Source organism: Flavobacterium cerinum (genome assembly GCF_024496085.1).
Taxonomy (GTDB): Bacteria; Bacteroidota; Bacteroidia; order Flavobacteriales; family Flavobacteriaceae; genus Flavobacterium; species Flavobacterium cerinum_A.
Window position 1 is genome coordinate 1,898,950 of record NZ_CP101751.1, and the last position, 17,287, is coordinate 1,916,236.

General features: G+C 37.4%; 16 protein-coding genes. 8 read left to right on the plus strand and 8 right to left on the minus strand.

Annotated features, from left to right (window positions below; all coding sequences use genetic code 11):
• Positions 1-53: 53 nt before the first annotated feature.
• The 7 genes from NOX80_RS08440 to NOX80_RS08470 form a co-directional block, all read right to left on the minus strand.
• Complete coding sequence (locus NOX80_RS08440) at positions 54-788, minus strand: metallophosphoesterase family protein (RefSeq protein WP_256552846.1); 735 nt, start codon at positions 786-788, stop codon at positions 54-56.
• Positions 785-1,327, minus strand: a complete 543-nt coding sequence (locus tag NOX80_RS08445; protein ID WP_256552847.1) for an RNA 2'-phosphotransferase — start codon at positions 1,325-1,327, stop codon at positions 785-787. The genes NOX80_RS08440 and NOX80_RS08445 overlap by 4 nt, the downstream gene beginning before the upstream one ends.
• Complete coding sequence (locus tag NOX80_RS08450) at positions 1,324-1,851, minus strand: O-acetyl-ADP-ribose deacetylase (RefSeq protein ID WP_256552848.1); 528 nt, start codon at positions 1,849-1,851, stop codon at positions 1,324-1,326. Before NOX80_RS08450 ends, NOX80_RS08445 begins: the two co-directional genes overlap by 4 nt.
• A gap of 2 nt (positions 1,852-1,853) precedes the next feature.
• Positions 1,854-2,396 carry an NADAR family protein gene (locus NOX80_RS08455; RefSeq protein WP_256552849.1) on the minus strand — a complete coding sequence of 181 codons (543 nt, stop codon included), beginning with the start codon at positions 2,394-2,396 and terminating at the stop codon, positions 1,854-1,856.
• A 2-nt stretch (positions 2,397-2,398) separates the two neighbouring features.
• Entirely contained in the window at positions 2,399-3,241 is an 843-nt protein-coding gene (gene prs / locus NOX80_RS08460) for a ribose-phosphate diphosphokinase (RefSeq protein WP_256552850.1), read from the minus strand.
• Between the two features lie 126 nt (positions 3,242-3,367).
• Positions 3,368-4,066 (minus strand): NUDIX hydrolase, encoded by a 699-nt coding sequence (locus NOX80_RS08465; RefSeq protein WP_256552851.1) that lies wholly within the window; start codon positions 4,064-4,066, stop codon positions 3,368-3,370.
• A gap of 45 nt (positions 4,067-4,111) precedes the next feature.
• The gene (locus tag NOX80_RS08470; RefSeq protein ID WP_256552852.1) at positions 4,112-5,965 is read right to left on the minus strand and encodes an ABC-F family ATP-binding cassette domain-containing protein; all 1,854 of its coding nucleotides are present in this window, start codon (positions 5,963-5,965) and stop codon (positions 4,112-4,114) included.
• A gap of 111 nt (positions 5,966-6,076) precedes the next feature.
• Here NOX80_RS08470 and NOX80_RS08475 point away from each other — a divergent pair, with 111 nt between their 5' ends.
• From NOX80_RS08475 to NOX80_RS08485, 3 genes are all read left to right on the plus strand, one after another.
• Positions 6,077-6,481: a hypothetical protein gene (locus tag NOX80_RS08475; RefSeq protein ID WP_256552853.1), complete on the plus strand. Its 405-nt coding sequence runs from the start codon at positions 6,077-6,079 to the stop codon at positions 6,479-6,481.
• Between the two features lie 60 nt (positions 6,482-6,541).
• Entirely contained in the window at positions 6,542-7,705 is a 1,164-nt protein-coding gene (locus NOX80_RS08480) for a glycosyltransferase family 2 protein (RefSeq protein ID WP_256552854.1), read from the plus strand.
• Between the two features lie 83 nt (positions 7,706-7,788).
• Entirely contained in the window at positions 7,789-9,093 is a 1,305-nt protein-coding gene (locus tag NOX80_RS08485) for a dihydrolipoamide acetyltransferase family protein (RefSeq protein WP_256552855.1), read from the plus strand.
• A gap of 40 nt (positions 9,094-9,133) precedes the next feature.
• Here NOX80_RS08485 and NOX80_RS08490 read toward each other — a convergent pair whose 3' ends face one another.
• Positions 9,134-10,147 (minus strand): helix-turn-helix transcriptional regulator, encoded by a 1,014-nt coding sequence (locus tag NOX80_RS08490; protein ID WP_256552856.1) that lies wholly within the window; start codon positions 10,145-10,147, stop codon positions 9,134-9,136.
• 285 nt (positions 10,148-10,432) lie between these two features.
• Here NOX80_RS08490 and NOX80_RS08495 point away from each other — a divergent pair, with 285 nt between their 5' ends.
• The 5 genes from NOX80_RS08495 (at position 10,433) to NOX80_RS08515 (ending at position 17,228) form a co-directional block, all read left to right on the plus strand.
• Complete coding sequence (locus NOX80_RS08495; protein ID WP_256552857.1) at positions 10,433-11,950, plus strand: TROVE domain-containing protein; 1,518 nt, start codon at positions 10,433-10,435, stop codon at positions 11,948-11,950.
• A 640-nt stretch (positions 11,951-12,590) separates the two neighbouring features.
• Complete coding sequence (locus NOX80_RS08500; RefSeq protein WP_256552858.1) at positions 12,591-13,391, plus strand: nucleotidyltransferase domain-containing protein; 801 nt, start codon at positions 12,591-12,593, stop codon at positions 13,389-13,391.
• The gene (locus NOX80_RS08505; RefSeq protein WP_256552859.1) at positions 13,348-14,409 is read left to right on the plus strand and encodes a DNA polymerase beta superfamily protein; all 1,062 of its coding nucleotides are present in this window, start codon (positions 13,348-13,350) and stop codon (positions 14,407-14,409) included. Before NOX80_RS08500 ends, NOX80_RS08505 begins: the two co-directional genes overlap by 44 nt.
• 2 nt (positions 14,410-14,411) lie before the next feature.
• Positions 14,412-15,836, plus strand: coding sequence for an RtcB family protein (locus NOX80_RS08510; protein ID WP_256552860.1), 1,425 nt, complete (start codon positions 14,412-14,414; stop codon positions 15,834-15,836).
• Between the two features lie 210 nt (positions 15,837-16,046).
• Complete coding sequence (locus NOX80_RS08515; protein WP_256552861.1) at positions 16,047-17,228, plus strand: WG repeat-containing protein; 1,182 nt, start codon at positions 16,047-16,049, stop codon at positions 17,226-17,228.
• Positions 17,229-17,287: the final 59 nt, after the last annotated feature.

Sequence of the window (17,287 nt, forward strand, 5' to 3'; positions counted from 1 at the left end):
TAAGATTGTCCTTTTTTGATATAATTAATGATCAAATAAAGGTAATTGTGCTATTATTTGTTTCTTCCTTTTTCATTCGGGTATAGACTGGTTAGGGTGTCACTTTGCCAGAATTCTTTGGTATCGATATTCATTGCGGTAAGTTTGCCGGTAAAAGCAGCACCCGTATCAATATTCCAGACGTTACAACCTTGCATTGGTTCTGTGACATCGTATAATAGAGTAGGTGTATGCCCTATAAATATTTCCTTAAACAATAATAAGCGTTTCGGATATATTTTCATATTATCTGCAATGCGATAATTCATGGTTAAGGCCATTTCCCAAAGCGTTCTGTCCCAATTGTAATTGGACGTGTAAAATTCCTTTTCCGGACCGTGCATTGATGTAAAACCTGCGTGTATAAACAAGCGATTTTCACTGTCAATATAATAGTTTTGCATTTTTTCGAAAAAAGTAAGATGCTGTTGTTTTACGGATTCATGCAAATCTTTGTAACTGTCGTAAGTGGATTGGCCGCCGTGTTGTAACCATGTAGGGTTAGCAATTCCGGTTTTTAGCCATTGTTCGCACCAGTAATCGTGATTGCCTTTTATGAAAATACAGTTATACTGTTGGTCTAAGGTTATCAGATAACTGACAGTTGCTGCGGAATCACTCCATCCGTCTACCAGATCACCTAAAAAAATAAAGGTGTCATTTTGAGTAGCTTCCGTTTTTGAAATCACTTGCTCCAGTCCTTTTAATCCGCCATGAATATCGCCAATTGCTATTGTTCTTGCGGTCATTTGGTAATATATTCAGGAGCGACAAAATCGGTTAGCCATACACCGTTTTCGGATTGATAAAACAAAATTCCGTCACGATACATTTGTCCGGCCATTACGTTTAAAATTACAGGCTTACCACGGCGGGAACCAACTTTATGAGCTGTTTCCGTTTCCTGACTAAGATGCACATGATGGCGATTCATTTTCTTGATCCCTTCTTCTCTGATAATAGCTGCAAATTTTTCGGGTGTTCCGTGATACAGTAATTCCGGTGGTGTGATCGGGGTTAGCGCCAGTTCAATTTCCAGTGAATGTCCTTGATTCGCTCTTATTTTTGTTTTGTCGGCATTAAACGTAAAACGTTTTTTATCGTTGGTAGCGACAACTTCTTCTAATTCTGCAAGGGTTAAAATGAAACCTTTCGGAACTATTTTTTCAATAAGTTCGTTGATGTCAGCCCAACCGTTTTCATCCAGTTGTAACCCTATTTTTTCAGGTTGGTGACGTAATAGTAAACTTAAAAATTTACTTATTCTTTTTTTATATTCTTCTGTCATGATTTTAAATTTTTTAAGCCTTCCTCATAGAGAACAAAATTTTCCTGATCAAAACATACAAAATGAATAGAATTCAAAGTATGTTGCTCTTTTTTTAGAAAGGTAGTAACGGTTTCAATAGCAATAGTTGCTGCAGTTGCCTTAGGAAATCGATATATACCGGTACTGATATTAGGGAAGGCAATAGTTTTAATGTTTAATGCTACGGCTAGTTTCAAGGAATTGTAATAACAATTTGCTAGTAATGTTTCATCATTTTGCTGATTATTCCATACCGGTCCCACAGTGTGAATTACGTATTTACAAGGAAGTAATCCTCCTGAAGTGTAAACAGCTTCACCGGTTTTGCAGCCACCTTGTTTATTTCGTATAGCAATACATTCTTCTAAAATTTGCTTCCCACCGGTTCTGTGTATGGCACCGTCAACACCGCCGCCGCCTAAAAGAGAGCTATTGGCTGCATTGACAATTGCATCAACGTTGATCTTAGTGATATCGCCTTGAATTAGTTCTAACCGTGTCATAATTATAATGTTGTTAATTCATCCCGGACTTCCATTAGGGCAAATCCTAAAAGGTTTAATCCTTTCCATTTTTCAGGGAATTGAATATTCGGATCATCCGATGCCATACCAATTCCCCAGATAGGATCAACCGGACTGGCTTCGACTAATATTCGGTTTGCGGTGCTTATTAAAAACGAACGCAATTCAGGATGCTGACCGAATTTATGAAAGTTTCCTTCTTTGACAATTGCATAGCGGTTTTCCAACCAGATTGCATCGTTATAGTTGATCACTTCCCGACCTAATTTTTTCGCTTCGGCTGCTGTTTTCGCCTGAAGTATTTTTTCGAATGTGACCGTATCGTTAAACAGAACCGCTTTTTGCGCCATCATCCAATGTTCGGCCGTTTTGTATTCGACATTGTTTACAGTAAAAGGACTTTCCCACCACTGACTAAAACAGGTCTTGGTAATAGTTCCGTCTTTTGTCGGTTGATGACCCCAAAAGAAAATATACTTCTGGGTATTCGGATTTTCAGTTAATTGTTCTATTGTGTATTTCATGATTACCGTTTCAGATTTTCTAATTTAATTTGGATTACGTTTTCATGAGCAATGTCTTTAAACGAATCGGTTGTGAAAATTTTGGTGAAATAACCGGATAAAGATTCAAAGCCTTTATTAAAGATACCGTGACTAATAGCCAGATACAGATTACCGGCATTCTTTTGTTTTAATTCTGCTGCCAGACCTAAAAAAGTACCGCCGCCATCACAAATGTCATCTACGATAAGACAATCTTTACCGTTTAAATCGTCTTCATAAACTTTAAAACCGGATAATTTACCTGTTTTTACATCGCGGCTTTTTGAGCATTCTACAACCTCAATACCGCTTAAAGCTTCTGATACTTTGTATATTTTTTTTAGAGCGCCACCGTCGGGAGAAACCAGTTTTAGATCGGATTGAATATACCCGGTTACTTTTTTTATAAAGCTGTGATTGTCGATCACTTCACAATTGTTTAAAAGTGCCGGCGTTACTTCCGAATGCGGATCGTAAACCATTATCTTCTGTAATTGAAGACTATTGATGATATCGGCATATACCTTAACGGATAGTGATTCTCCTTTGATCATAACCCGATCCTGACGTGCAGCCGGGAAATAAGGAATAAAGGCTTCAATCGCTTTAACACCCATTCGTTTTAAGGCGTCTACGGTGATACAGAATAAGCCTAAATCATTAAAAGAATTAATTCGATGCGTGATTGTTATCGTTTGATTGCTATCAAAGTTGGTGTCAATTTTTATATGAGGTTCACCGCCGGAAAAAACAAATGATTGGAATGTCAGTTGGTTTTCAGTTCCGAAAGGTGTAAATTCCGGTGTTAAATTTAGTGTTGTCATATTTGTGTTATTTTTACGCAAAGTTAAAGTAAAATTCTAAAGTAGAAAAATAATATGTGTAAAAAATACGCAAAATAATAATGCGGTAATTTTAGTAAAGGTTAAGGTGTTGATTTACAGAATTGTTTAGTTGAATTTTATTTCGAAGTGAAATCCGTTTTGTTCCAGTTCCCGATACTTTTTTTCATTGAATTTGAAAAGTTTGGCCGGGCGACCGCTTTTAACGGAAGCAATTTTATCGGTTTCATCAATAATTCCGAAACCGAGGATTTTTTTTCGGAAGTTACGACGATCGATATTTTTTTCAAGCAGCGTAGTGTATAGATTTTCGAGTTCTGAAAAAAGAAATTCAGTCCCCAGTAAGTCAAAACCAATAGGTTGGTAGGTTAATTTGTTTTTTAAACGGGAAAAAGCGGTATCAATTATTTCCCGGTGATCATAAGCGAGTTGAGGTAGTTGATCAATTGGAAACCATTTTGCTTTTTCAGCATCGGTATCGGTAATGGTTTTTAATGTTAATTTGGAGGGATCAACCAGAGCAAAATAAGCTACGGAAACCACTCGGAATCTGGGATCGCGTTCGATGTTATCGCCAAAGGTGTACAATTGTTCCAGATAGTTTACCGAAACGCCGGTTTCTTCTCTAAGTTCTCGGGTAACAGCTGTCGTTAGTGATTCGTCATTTAAAACAAATCCGCCCGGAAGACACCATGAATTTTTAGCATCACCGAATTTTTGTTTCACCAAAAGAACAAAGAGCTGGCTATTCTCATAACCGAATACAATGGCATCCACTGCAATTTTTATGTTTTGAATAATAGCCATTTCGTTCTTTTAATAATGTAAAAATAAATATTTATCAGGAATGTGTTATTCCATTTTAGCACTCAATTCAAACCAACGTTCTTCTTTTTCTTCTAAAAGTGAAATAACGCTTTGTAATTCGTTGGCTTTAGTTCCAATTTCAGAATCGGCTACTTTTCCATCGGAAAAAAGCTTTTCGATTTCCGCTTTTTTGTATTCCAGATCTTTGATTTCGCGTTCGATCTTTTGGAATTCTTTCTGCTCATTAAAAGATAATCCTTGTTTTACCTGATTTTGTTTCCAGTTGACCTTTTCTTTCGCTTCTTCTTTTTCCGGTTCAACACTGTCTTCATACGCTCTGAAATCGGAATAGTTACCCGGAAAATCTTCAATTACACCTTGTCCGCGGAAAACAAACATATGGTCAACGATTTTATCCATAAAATAACGGTCGTGTGATACAACCAGTAAACAACCCGGATAATCCAACAGGAAGTTTTCCAATACATTTAAAGTAACAATATCAAGATCGTTGGTCGGCTCATCCAGAATCAGGAAGTTCGGATTCTGAATTAAAACGGTACACAAATACAATCGTTTTAATTCGCCTCCGCTTAATTTTTCAACATAATCATGTTGTTTCTTACGGTCGAAAAGAAAACGTTCCAGTAATTGTCCGGCGGAAATAGTTCGGCCTTTAGTTAACGGGATATATTCGCCGTATTCTTTAATAATATCAATTACCTTTTGTTCCGGTTTCGGATTGATACCGCTTTGGGTATAATAGCCTACTTTGATGGTTTCTCCGATGATTACTTTACCGTTGTCCGGTTCAATCGTCTGTGTCAGAATGTTTAAAAAGGTTGACTTTCCGGTTCCGTTTTTTCCGATGATACCAATACGTTCACCGCGATTAAATGTATAATCAAAGCCATTCAGGATGATGCGATCATTGAATTTTTTAGATACTTTGTGAAGTTCAATGATTTTACTTCCCATACGTTCCATATTGATTTCCAGTTCTACCTGGTTTTCTTTACGACGACTCTGGGCTTTTTCTTTAATTACATAAAAATCGTCAATCCTTGATTTGGATTTTGTTGTACGGGCTTTCGGTTGGCGACGCATCCAGTCCAGTTCTTTTACAAAAACGTTCTGCGCTTTGTCAATACTGGCGTTTTCGGAGGCAATTCGCTCTTCTTTTTTAGTAAGATAATAGGAATAGTTACCTTTATATTGATACAGTTTACCGTTGTCTAATTCGATGATTTCATTACAAACACGCTCTAAAAAGAAACGGTCGTGCGTAACCATAAACAAGGTGATATTTTCTTTGGCAAAGTAATTTTCCAGCCATTCGATCATTTCAAGATCTAAGTGGTTGGTCGGCTCATCCAGAATTAATAAATCCGGCTTGTTGATCAGAATGATAGCCAATGCCAATCTCTTCTTTTGTCCGCCGGATAGATTTTTGACCTTTAATTTCAGATCTTCCAGCTTTAATTTAAAGAGGATTTGTTTGTATTGGGTTTCAAAATCCCAGGCATTGTGCAAATCCATTTTTTCAAAAGCTTTTTGATACACTTCTTCGTCTTCCGGATTTTGAAGGGCTTTTTCGTATTGCTCTATTACTTTTAGTATCTCGTTGTCTGATGCAAAAATACTTTCCTCAATTGTAAGCTCCTGTTGTAAATTAGGATCCTGTGACAAAAATGCCATTCGGATTTCTTTTCGCATTACAATCTGACCGTTGTCGGGTGTGTCTTCTCCGGTAATGATTTTTAATATCGATGTCTTTCCGGTTCCGTTCTTCGCTACAAAAGCAATTTTCTGGTCTTTGTTAATTCCGAACGAAAGATTTTCGAATAAAACACGCTCTCCAAACGACTTGGAAATATTTTCAACTGATAGATAATTCACAATGATACTTTTTTGCAAAAGTAAGCTTTATTTATAATTTTCGTTTTGGGAAAATCTTTAGAATTGCAAAGAAGGAAAATTTTTACTTTTGAGCCCATTTTAAAAGATTTGATGATGAAAAGTGAAATGATAAAAATCCTTGTAATATCTGCTAGTGCGATTGTATTGCAGTCTTGCAGTTACGGCGCTTATGTGAATGAGACCTTTACACCGCTAACCGAAGCAGTTCCCACTTGCGAAAAACAACCGGAGCAGGTGGAACTTTATTTTGACGGAGAAAAAACAGATTTTGACTACGTTAAAATCGGACTGATTCAGATTGAAGGAGCAATAAATACGCAGCAAGCGGAATTGATCGAAAGATTTAAAAAGCTCGCTAAAAGTAAATGTGCTAATGCGATTATCGGCATTAAAAAAGTTTATAAAACAAGAGAACAAGGATTGATAGGTATCGATGAAAAACCGGAAGCGTATACATCGGAAGTATTTTATGGTATTGCAGTAAACAAAAGTTAAATTTTAAACCGCTTTCCTGACCTTGCTTTATTTTGAAGTTTTACTGTTTATATTTGTGGCATGCAGCTATCGGTTATTATCCTGAATTACAACGTCCGTTATTTTTTAGAGCAATGTGTTTTGAGTGTTCAAAAGGCATTGCAAAATATCGATGGTGAAATTATTGTGGTTGACAATGCTTCTGCGGATGACAGTTGTGCCATGATGCGGGAGCGTTTTCCGGACATTACATTAATTGCCAACAAAGATAATTTAGGGTTTCCGAAAGGGAATAACATTGGTGTGGCACAGGCCAAAGGAGAATATGTCTGCATCTTAAATCCGGATACGGTAGTGGCGGAAGATACTTTCGAAAAAGTGTTGAATTTTGCCCGTCAACAAACGGATACAGGTATCATCGGCTGTAAGCTGATTGACGGTACCGGACATTTCTTGCCGGAATCCAAAAGAGGTGTGCCAACTCCTTGGGTAGCCTTTACAAAAATTACAAGTCTGTATAAATTTTTTCCGAAGACAAAGCTGTTTAATCAGTATTATGCGCAACATCTGGATGAAAATCAAACAGGAAAAGCTGCTATTCTGGTTGGTGCTTTTATGGTGCTAAAGCGGGATTTATATCTGGAAGTGGATGGTTTTGACGAAAACTGTTTTATGTATTCGGATGATATCGATTTGTCGTATCTCGTGCTAAAAACAGGAAAGTCGAATTATTATTTCCACGAAACTACAGTGATTCACTATAAAGGAGAAAGCACAGTGAAAGACGGAACGTATATGAAACGCTTCCGCGAAGCAATGCAGTTTTTTTACCGGAAACATTTTAAAGCCTCCTTTTTCTTCGATGTTTTTATGCAAATCGGAACTTTTGTTTTCGCGATGTTTAAAAAAAAGCAGACAGGTAAGAAGAAGTCGGCAGAAGTAAACGCTTATTGGCTGTTTTCCAAGGAGGAACGGTTAAAAGAAAAATTAGCGCAACAGCTTCAAAAAAAGCTGTATTGGAATAAGGATATTAATGAAAATGCGTTATTTTCGCAATCGGATTTAAAAGAGAAACCAATAACGATTCTGTTAGATAATAACAGTTTTAGTTTCCGGGAAATTATCGCTTTTTTAGAGCGCCATAAAGATGAAAAATTTACATTCAGAATCATTCCGGAAGGAACGGCTTACTGGATTGGCAGTGATAGCAGTAACGACAGAGGTGAGATTGTAAAAATTAAATAATAATTGCATTTTGTGAAATAATAAATCGAAATAAATATTAATTTTGCAAAGTGAGTAAGAAAAAACAACTTTAGTTTAAAGATATGGCAAGGTTTGAATTAAAACTGCCCAAAATGGGAGAAAGTGTTGCTGAAGCAACGATAACCAACTGGTTGAAAAACGTAGGCGAGACTATTGAGGCGGATGAAGCGGTTTTGGAAATCGCTACCGATAAAGTAGACAGCGAAGTACCATCAGAAGTTTCCGGTACATTAGCGGAAATCCTTTTTAACGTGGATGATGTTGTAAAAGTAGGTCAGACGATCGCTATCATCGAAACGGAAGGTGCTGCTGCGGAAGCTCCGAAAGCGGAAGCTGCTCCGGCTGCTGTTGCAGAAGTAACGAAAATGGTTGAAACAGCTGCTGCCGTTACTGCTCCTGCTGATTTTTCAGATTCGGATAAGTTTTTCTCACCGTTAGTAAAAAACATAGCTAAAGAAGAAGGAGTATCGGTTGCTGAATTAGAAGCAATTAACGGTACCGGTAAAGACGGAAGAGTAACTAAAAACGATATATTAGATTACGTTAAAAACAGAGGTAGCCAGCCTGTAGCGGCTCCGGTAGTTGCCGAAGCTCCTAAAGCTGCTGCTCCGCAACCGGTTGCTACTGCTGCTAAAGCGGTTCCGGTATCGGTAAACGGCGGAGACGAAATCGTTGAAATGGACAGAATGCGTAAACTGATCTCCGGTTATATGGTTCAGTCAAAACAGACTTCTGCTCACGTACAATCATTCATTGAAGTAGATGTAACGAATATCGTTAAATGGAGAGATAAAGTTAAAAATGCTTTCGAAAAACGCGAAGGTGAAAAATTAACGTTTACTCCAATCTTTATGGAAGCGGTAGCAAAAGCGTTAAGAGACTTCCCTGGAATGAATATTTCAGTTGACGGTGAATACATCATCAAAAAGAAAAATATTAACTTAGGTATGGCGGCTGCTTTACCGAACGGAAACTTAATTGTTCCGGTAATTAAAAATGCAGATCAGTTAAATCTGGTTGGTATGGCTAAAGCGGTAAACGATTTAGGTAACCGTGCAAAAGCCGGTAAATTAAAACCGGATGATACTCAAGGTGGTACTTATACGGTAACGAATGTCGGAACGTTCGGAAGCGTTTTCGGAACGCCGATTATCAATCAACCGCAAGTGGGTATCTTAGCATTAGGAGCAATCCGTAAAGTGCCGGCAGTTATCGAAACTCCTGAAGGTGATTTTATCGGAATCCGTCAGAAAATGTTCTTATCGCACAGTTATGACCACCGAGTGGTAGACGGTGCATTAGGAGGAAGCTTTGTAAAACGCGTAGCGGATTACCTGGAAGCTTGGGATATCAATAGAGATATTTAATCAAACTAATTATATAAAAGCCCCGTTTTCGGGGCTTTTTTTATGAGTTATATTTTAGATTGGCTTTTTCCAATCGGCGCTTAATGCTGTCGGCTAGTCTTTTTGGAGACAGTACCTTAATGTTTTCCCCGAAACCTAATATTTCCCGTTCCAATTCAAAATTTAATACAACATCAATACGAATGATCAATCCGTTTTCATCTTCTTTTACAAGCTGTTGTGAATGATGTAACGGCTTGGTTTTTACATACGGACTGTTATACGGATCAAATTGTAAAATAACCCGACATGCCCGGTCTTTTTGCGTTTTGGTTACACCGATGGTATCATCAAAATAGCGATCAAAATCAACGCCTTCATAGGGAATGTATAGATCTTTGGACAAGGTGTAAAAAGCTTCTATACGGTCGAGTGCCAAAGTGATCAGTGTGGTTCCCTTTTTGGGTTTTGTTATCAGAAACCAACGATTCCGGTATTCTTTTAAAAGATACGGATGATAAATATCTTGTTTGGATTCTTTTGCGCGGAATGATCTGTACTCGATTAATAAAGGAGTTTGATTTAAAATAGCCTGATATAACGGCGTCAGGTGTTCAATTCCTTTTAACCGGTTGTTGCTTTCAAATTGGATATGATTTTTGGTTTTATCAGACGATTTGTTAAGATTGTTTTCCAATCGGGCTATCATTTCACTCATCTCATCAAAATAATTGAAACCGTTGAATTGTTTTAAAAGCGCAACAATTTCCTTCATCTTTTCCATATCCATAGTATTGATAGGCGAGTTGGTAATACTATATTGATCATCTTCATAAGTATAAAACTTCCGGTCGATCACAATAATCGGAGCGTTATAGCCCAATCGGTCACTGCGCATCATTTGAATGTCACCTTGTATGGTTCGCTTACTGATGCCGGAAGTGATACCTTCATATTCATATAGCGAGTCGGCTACTTTTTCAATCAGATCTTCCAATGTCCACTTTCGAAAACGGTTACGCAGACAATTATCGATGGTTTTATAACGAATTAATGCGAGTTTATTGGTAGCCATAATAAAGGTGAATTGATGGTTTTGATGAATTATTGCTGAATCAGACTCCGATTCGGATGCAAAATTACATTTTATTGCGCAATATATTTGCGTAGTAGTATGAAATGTATTCGGTTTATTGATTTTTTTTAATTGTATTTTATTGTTTTATAGTGTATTGTGATTTTTATTGAAAAAAATATTTTATTGCGTATTTATGATGCGTAGTTGAGTAGTCATCTTTGCAATGTCAGAATGAAACAACATTCCGGACACAAATAAAGTGTAACAACTAAAAGTAAAACGATGAAATTCAATTTGTTAAATAAAGAAAGAATCACGACTGTAAATCATGCGAAAGCAAAAGCATTTACAATGTCGCCGGGAGAAGAATTGTATACTGCGGTTGTTACAACCGGAATAAGCGATTCTTTTTATGAAAAAGAAAATAGCAGACTAATACGAATTAAAGAATTGGTGGCGGTTTGTGATCCGGAATTTGTTGCAAAATTAGCGGCCTATGCTCGAAATGAAATGAACTTGCGTTCCGTTCCTATGGTGTTGACGGTCGAATTGGCTAAAATGATTTCGGGAAGCTCAATCGTAAGTAAAACGGTGACTAATGTTGTAAAAAGAGCAGATGAAATTACGGAATTACTGGCTTACTATCAATTAGCAAATGAACGTAAAGAAATCAAAAAATTAAACCGACTTTCAAAGCAGATTCAAAAAGGATTGGCAAAATCGTTTAATACTTTCGACGAATACCAGTTTGCTAAATACAACCGAAATACAGAAGTGAAATTAAAAGATGCATTGTTTTTAGTGCATCCGAAAGCAAAGGATGAAAGCCAACAGGCGATTTTTAATAAGATTGTAACCAATACATTAGCCATACCTTATACATGGGAAACGGAGCTTTCGATTTTAGGGACTTTAAAATTTGAAAATAACAACGCCCGAAAGTCAGCTTTTACTCAAAAATGGGAAGAATTGATCGAAAGCAAAAAAGTAGGCTATATGGCTTTGATGCGAAATCTTAGAAATATACTCGAAGCGAATGTGTCAGCACAGCATATTGCTATGGTTTGTGATTATTTGGCTAACGAAAAAGCGGTGGAAAACTCGAAACAATTGCCGTTTCGGTTTTTAGCAGCCTATAGAGAGATCAAACGAACGAATTCACAATTTACGCCTAACCTATTGGATGCTTTGGAAGAAGCCGTTACAATAAGTGCAAGAAATATTCGCGGATTTGATTATAACACTTCTGTCGTAATTGCCTGTGATGTATCGGGTTCGATGCAAAAACCGGTATCTGCTAAAAGTAGCGTGCTATTATATGATATCGGTTTAATGTTGGGGATGTTAATGCAATCCCGTTGTCAAAATGTGATTAGCGGTATGTTTGGCGATACCTGGAAAACGATTCATATGTCCCGAAGAAATATTTTGGCGAATGTCGAAGAATATTATAAAAGAGAAGGGGAAGTAGGATATGCAACCAACGGACATTTGGTATTGGATGATTTGATCGCTAAAAACCAGATTGTTGATAAAGTGATGTTGTTTACTGATGTCCAGATGTGGAATAGTACGTCATTATTTGGTTCCTTTTCGAGGTCATGGAAAAAATATAAAAAGATAGCACCGGAAGCCAAATTGTATTTATTTGATTTGGCAGGTTATGGCCATCAACCGATTGATATTCGACAAGATGATGTGTATTTGTTGGCCGGATGGTCTGATAAAATATTCGATGTTTTAAATGCTTTGGAAAATAAAGAAACAGCCCTTGATACGATTAATAAAATCGGGTTGTAGCTGAGGCACTCCCGTGGTTAAGAACACTGCGGGAGTTATAAAGAAAATAAAAAACAAGTGTCGTAAAGAAGGGTTACTTCGTATTTAAAGTATTCGGGACGCGGGTTCAAGTCCCGCCATCGGTAAGATGTAGCTCAGTTGGTAGAGCAGAATTAATACTCTTTTTGATAGGTTGCCTTGTTTTAAAATAAAACAGGATGTTGTAGAAAAAAGTTACTTCGTCACCATTTGGGGGAGGAATAACGAAGTTGTAAAAGCAGCAAGGTTATCCGGTTCGACTCCGGCAATGATGCGCCCCCGTACTTTTTTCGAATGTTACTCCTGTTACAATAGATGTCGTAAACAAATGTTACTTCGTTGGTTGATTAAATCGGGTTCGAGTCCCGAATGTCATTTGTTGCTTGTTACTCAAAAAAAGAGTGCCGTGTTAAAATGTTACTTCGTTCCAAAAAAGATCCCATTTTACAATAGTTGCCTCTTTTAAAATTTAAAAATCAGCTACCGGTGCCGTAAAAAAAAGATACTTCGATTAGGGATCGGGTATTGCAGGTTCGATTCCTGCTCTGTATAGATAGTGTAATGGTAACACACCTTTAGAACTTTTTTTGATCATTGCCCGGTTTTATAAAAAAGATTAAAAATGAAAACAATAATAGTTGATAAACTAAAAGAAATAGAAAAAGCGAATAATATAAAAATAGTATTTGCCTGTGAATCCGGAAGCCGCGCCTGGGGATTTCCGTCTACCGATAGTGATTTTGATGTTCGGTTTGTATATGTCAGAAATGTAGCGGATTACCTTTCGGTAAGAGATGTTAAGGATCATTTAAACTTTCCGATAACGGATGAGCTGGATGTATACGGTTGGGATCTGAAAAAAATATTGGTATTGATGCTGAAATCGAATACCACAATATTCGAATGGCTACAATCACCGGAAATATATTATGAGGATAAAGCTTTCCGGGAGGCATTATGGCAATTATCGCAACATTTTTTTAGCCGGAGAAGCAATACCTTCCATTATCTTGGAATAGCAAAAAGTGCTTTGGCGGCTTTGGAAGAAAATAATGAGATAAAAATCAAAAAACTGTTTTATGTGCTTCGTCCGTTACTGGCAGCAAAATGGTGTCTGGAAAAAGAAAAAATAGCTCCGATGACCATGACGGGTTTGCTGGAGCTACTACCGGGGAATGATCAGGTTAAAACAGCAATAACGGAATTAATACAGTATAAAGAGACAACAAAAGAAGGGGATCGGATAGTGGTTAGTCGGGAACTTCGGGAATTTATAAATACAACCTTTGAAAGAATAGCGGAAACCGGAAAATCACTCGGAAAAGATACATTTGAAGCGGAAATGCTGGATACTTTTTTTCAAAAAACAATACAACATTATGACGATAAAAGAAATAAAGGAGAAAGGACTGTTGCTGTTTGAGTGTGTTAGCGGTAGTAAAGCCTACGGGTTGGATACGCCTACATCCGATACGGATATCAAAGGTGTTTTTTATCTGCCGAAAGAACAATTCTTCGGATTGGATTATGTAGCTCAGGTACAAAATGAAACCAATGATGAGGTGTATTATGAACTGGGTCGGTTTGTGGAATTGCTGGTTAAAAGTAATCCGGGCGTACTCGAATTGCTTGCTACTCCGCCGGAATGGGTGTTGTATAAACATCCGGTAATGGTTCAATTACCATTGGAAATGTTTTTGTCGAAACAAGCGAAAGATACGTTTGCCGGATATGCGGTAACGCAGATCTATAAAGCAAGAGGATTGAAAAAGAAAATCGTTAATCCTTTTCCGAAAGAACGAAAAGAAGTAACCGATTTTTGTTTTGTTTTGCAAGATTGTAATACGGTTCCGTTACAGGAATGGTTATTGGAGAACGATTTGGAACCGAAACGATGTGGCTTGGTAAAACTACCGCATTCCAAGGGAATCTATGCCGTTTATTATGATAATAGTGGTGTAAAAGGATATCGCGGCATACAAAAAAATAAGGAGGCCAATGAGGTGTGTTTATCATCGATACCGAAAGGAGAAAAAACGGTCGCCTACATGAGTTTTAATGTGGAAAGTTATTCGTCTTACTGTAAAGATTACGCAGCTTATTGGGATTGGGTAGCAAAACGAAATGAAGAACGATATACAGTCAACCAAAAACATCAGGGCGGATACGATTCTAAAAACATGATGCATACAATACGATTGTTGCAAGTGGCAGACGAAATTCTGCTGACCGGAAAATTGAATGTAAAACGGGATAACCGGGATGAATTATTAGCGATAAAAGCCGGAGAAAAGAAGTATGAAGAACTTTTGGAAATGGCGGATAGACTGATAGCGAATATCGAAAAAGAAGATAAAAAAAGTAGCTTAAAAATGTTCCCGGATGCTGTAAAAGCAAAAGAGGTATTGGTAACAATCAGGGAACAGTTATATAACGAATAACAATGGAAACAAAAATTACAGGAACCGACTTAATTGCGGTTGGATATAAAGAAAATGCCATTTTAGGATTGGCATTGCAATTAGTGACGCAACACAAGGGAACAAATGAAAAAGCGACATTATTGGAGGTGTTTAAAAAGATAAAGGAGAATCCGGAAAATTATCTTGATGATCCGATTTGGGAGGATTTGGCAACAAAGTTAATTGAAGAAGCCAATGCGCCGGTAGATGAAACCATTCCGTTAAGAGAAACGGCAAAAGAATATCGTGTTTTCGGAGCAGAACAGATTGAAGAAGGCGCCCGAAATCAAATGCATATTGCAATGAAATTACCGGTTACGGTTGCCGGTGCGTTAATGCCGGATGCGCATCAGGGATACGGATTGCCGATCGGAGGTGTATTGGCAACTAAAAATGCGATTATTCCATATGGTGTCGGAGTCGATATCGGTTGTAGAATGGCGCTGTCGATTTATGATATTCCGGAACATCATTTCTATGAAAATGAAGGGAAATATAAAAGAGAATTGATCGTACATACCAAATTCGGAGCGGGTCACGGTTATCACGGACAATACAAGTCAAATCATGATGTTTTGGATAGAAATGAATTTAATCTGACACCGTTTATTAAAAATTTGCAGGATAAAGCCTGGTCACAATTGGGAACTTCCGGTGGCGGAAATCACTTTGTGGAGTTTGGAATTATTGAGTTTGAACAACGGGATGAGGTGTTAAATATTGATAAAGGACGATATGTGGCTTTGTTAACGCATTCCGGATCAAGGGGAATGGGTGCTACGATTGCGGGTTATTATACGCAATTGGCTAAGCAACGTTGTAAATTGCCTGCCGAAGCTGCTAATTTAGCTTATCTGGATATGAATTCACAAGAAGGAATGGAATATTGGTTGGCTATGAATCTGGCCGGTGATTATGCTTCGGCTTGTCATGAAATTATTCATGATAAAATGCAAAAAGCGATTGGTGGAACACTTTTGGCTAAAGTGGAAAACCATCATAATTTTGCATGGAAAGAAGTCTGGAACGGCGAAGAAGTGATCGTACACCGAAAAGGTGCCACGCCGGCCGGTAAAGGTGTGATGGGGATTATTCCCGGATCGATGACGGCGCCGGGATTTCTTGTGCGTGGAAAAGGAGAGACAGATGCTATTAATTCGGCTTCACATGGTGCCGGAAGACAAATGAGTCGTACAAAAGCAATTAAAAATATTTCCAAAGCCGATATGAAAGCGGTGTTAAAAGAACATGGCGTTACTTTAGTCGGCGCCGGAAGAGACGAAGCGCCTATGGCTTACAAAGATATTACCGTAGTGATGGAAGCGCAGAAAGAATTGATTGATGTGGTGGCGAAATTTACACCAAAATTGGTTCGAATGGCTGATGACGGAAGTCACGAAGATTAAAATAAATGCCCTGAAATGTGTTTTCGGGGCTTTTTTATTACAGTTAACCCGGATTTTAAGGATTGGAAAATACTCGGATAACAAACAATAGTTTGAAATAGAGTTGGCTCTTGTGATGATCAGGTTAAAAGAAAAGTATTTATTTAATTTTAAAATTACATATTGTATAAGAAATTTCTTTAAATTTATCGACTTAAGTTTTAATTATTTATGAAAACATTTTATTTACTTTTTTTATTGAGTGTTACTGCTGCATTTTCTCAGCATGCAAAAAAGAACGAGTTGTTGGTGCCGTATCGGGATGGCAATCTTTGGGGGCTTTGCGATACTTTGGGCAGGGTGAAGGTGAAACCTTTTACAACCGGTATGAGTATGGTGAATTTTGCAACTACGCCACCGGACTTTAAAGGGAGATATGTTATTCAGAAAAACGGAAAAATCTCAATTATTGATCAACATAAGAGAGTCTTACTGGCTGAAACGAATTTGGATTCGGTACAAATGTACCTTTTTTCAAAGGTTGTTGTGATGTATAAAAATAATAAGAAGGGACTTCTCCGGGATTTTAAAATGCTGATACCTGTTCAGTATGATGATGTTGAATTTGCTGAAAATGAAAGTTTTACTGTCGAAAAGAAAGGGAAAAAAGGATTGGTTAACTCGAAAGGAAAGCTGATTATCCCTATTGCATATACTAATATATATGAATCCTGGTCACAAAACAGTGATGAAAATAGCAATAAATTTTACTGGATAGCTAAAAATGAAAATAGCGATGGAGAGGAGGAGGAAGTTACTTTTACCGACAATAGAGTTGTGGGAGAGGAACGACCGGAATGGTATAATCCACCAGTTGTTGGAATGAAAATACAGGTAACGGAGGAAGAAGAAAACAGACAGAAAAGAATAGGAGAAAAATACGGTAAAGTAGTTTCTTCTTCGATCAATGCCAATTCGGGAAATATCGATATGTATATTGTAAAAATGAGCGAAGGGTATGGCGTGTATAGTATCAATCAGGATAAAATTATTTTAAAAAGTGACGATAATATCGAAGTGTGCGGATCGAATAATGACTATACTACATTCCTGATAAAAAAGAATGGCCAAATGGGATTAGTAGACGAAACCGGTAAGGTGTTGCTGGATTATGAATATGATACTATTGAAGTGGCGTGGGGAAATGTTTGTATTCTTAAAAAAGGGGATAAAAAAGGAATGTTTGTTTTAAATTCAATTTACAAACCCGTTAAACCAAAATATAAGGAAATCAAAATCTTAGATGCCATTCCGGTGAGTGATACTTGGCAATTCGGTGTGTTTGAAGTAACTACCGTAGCCGGTAAAAAAGGATTATTGGGGGAAAACGGAGTGGAGTATTTTAAGAATTAATGAGGAAGTAAGGAATGTAATACAATTGATGTAAAAGCATATTGAAACAACCGACTTGT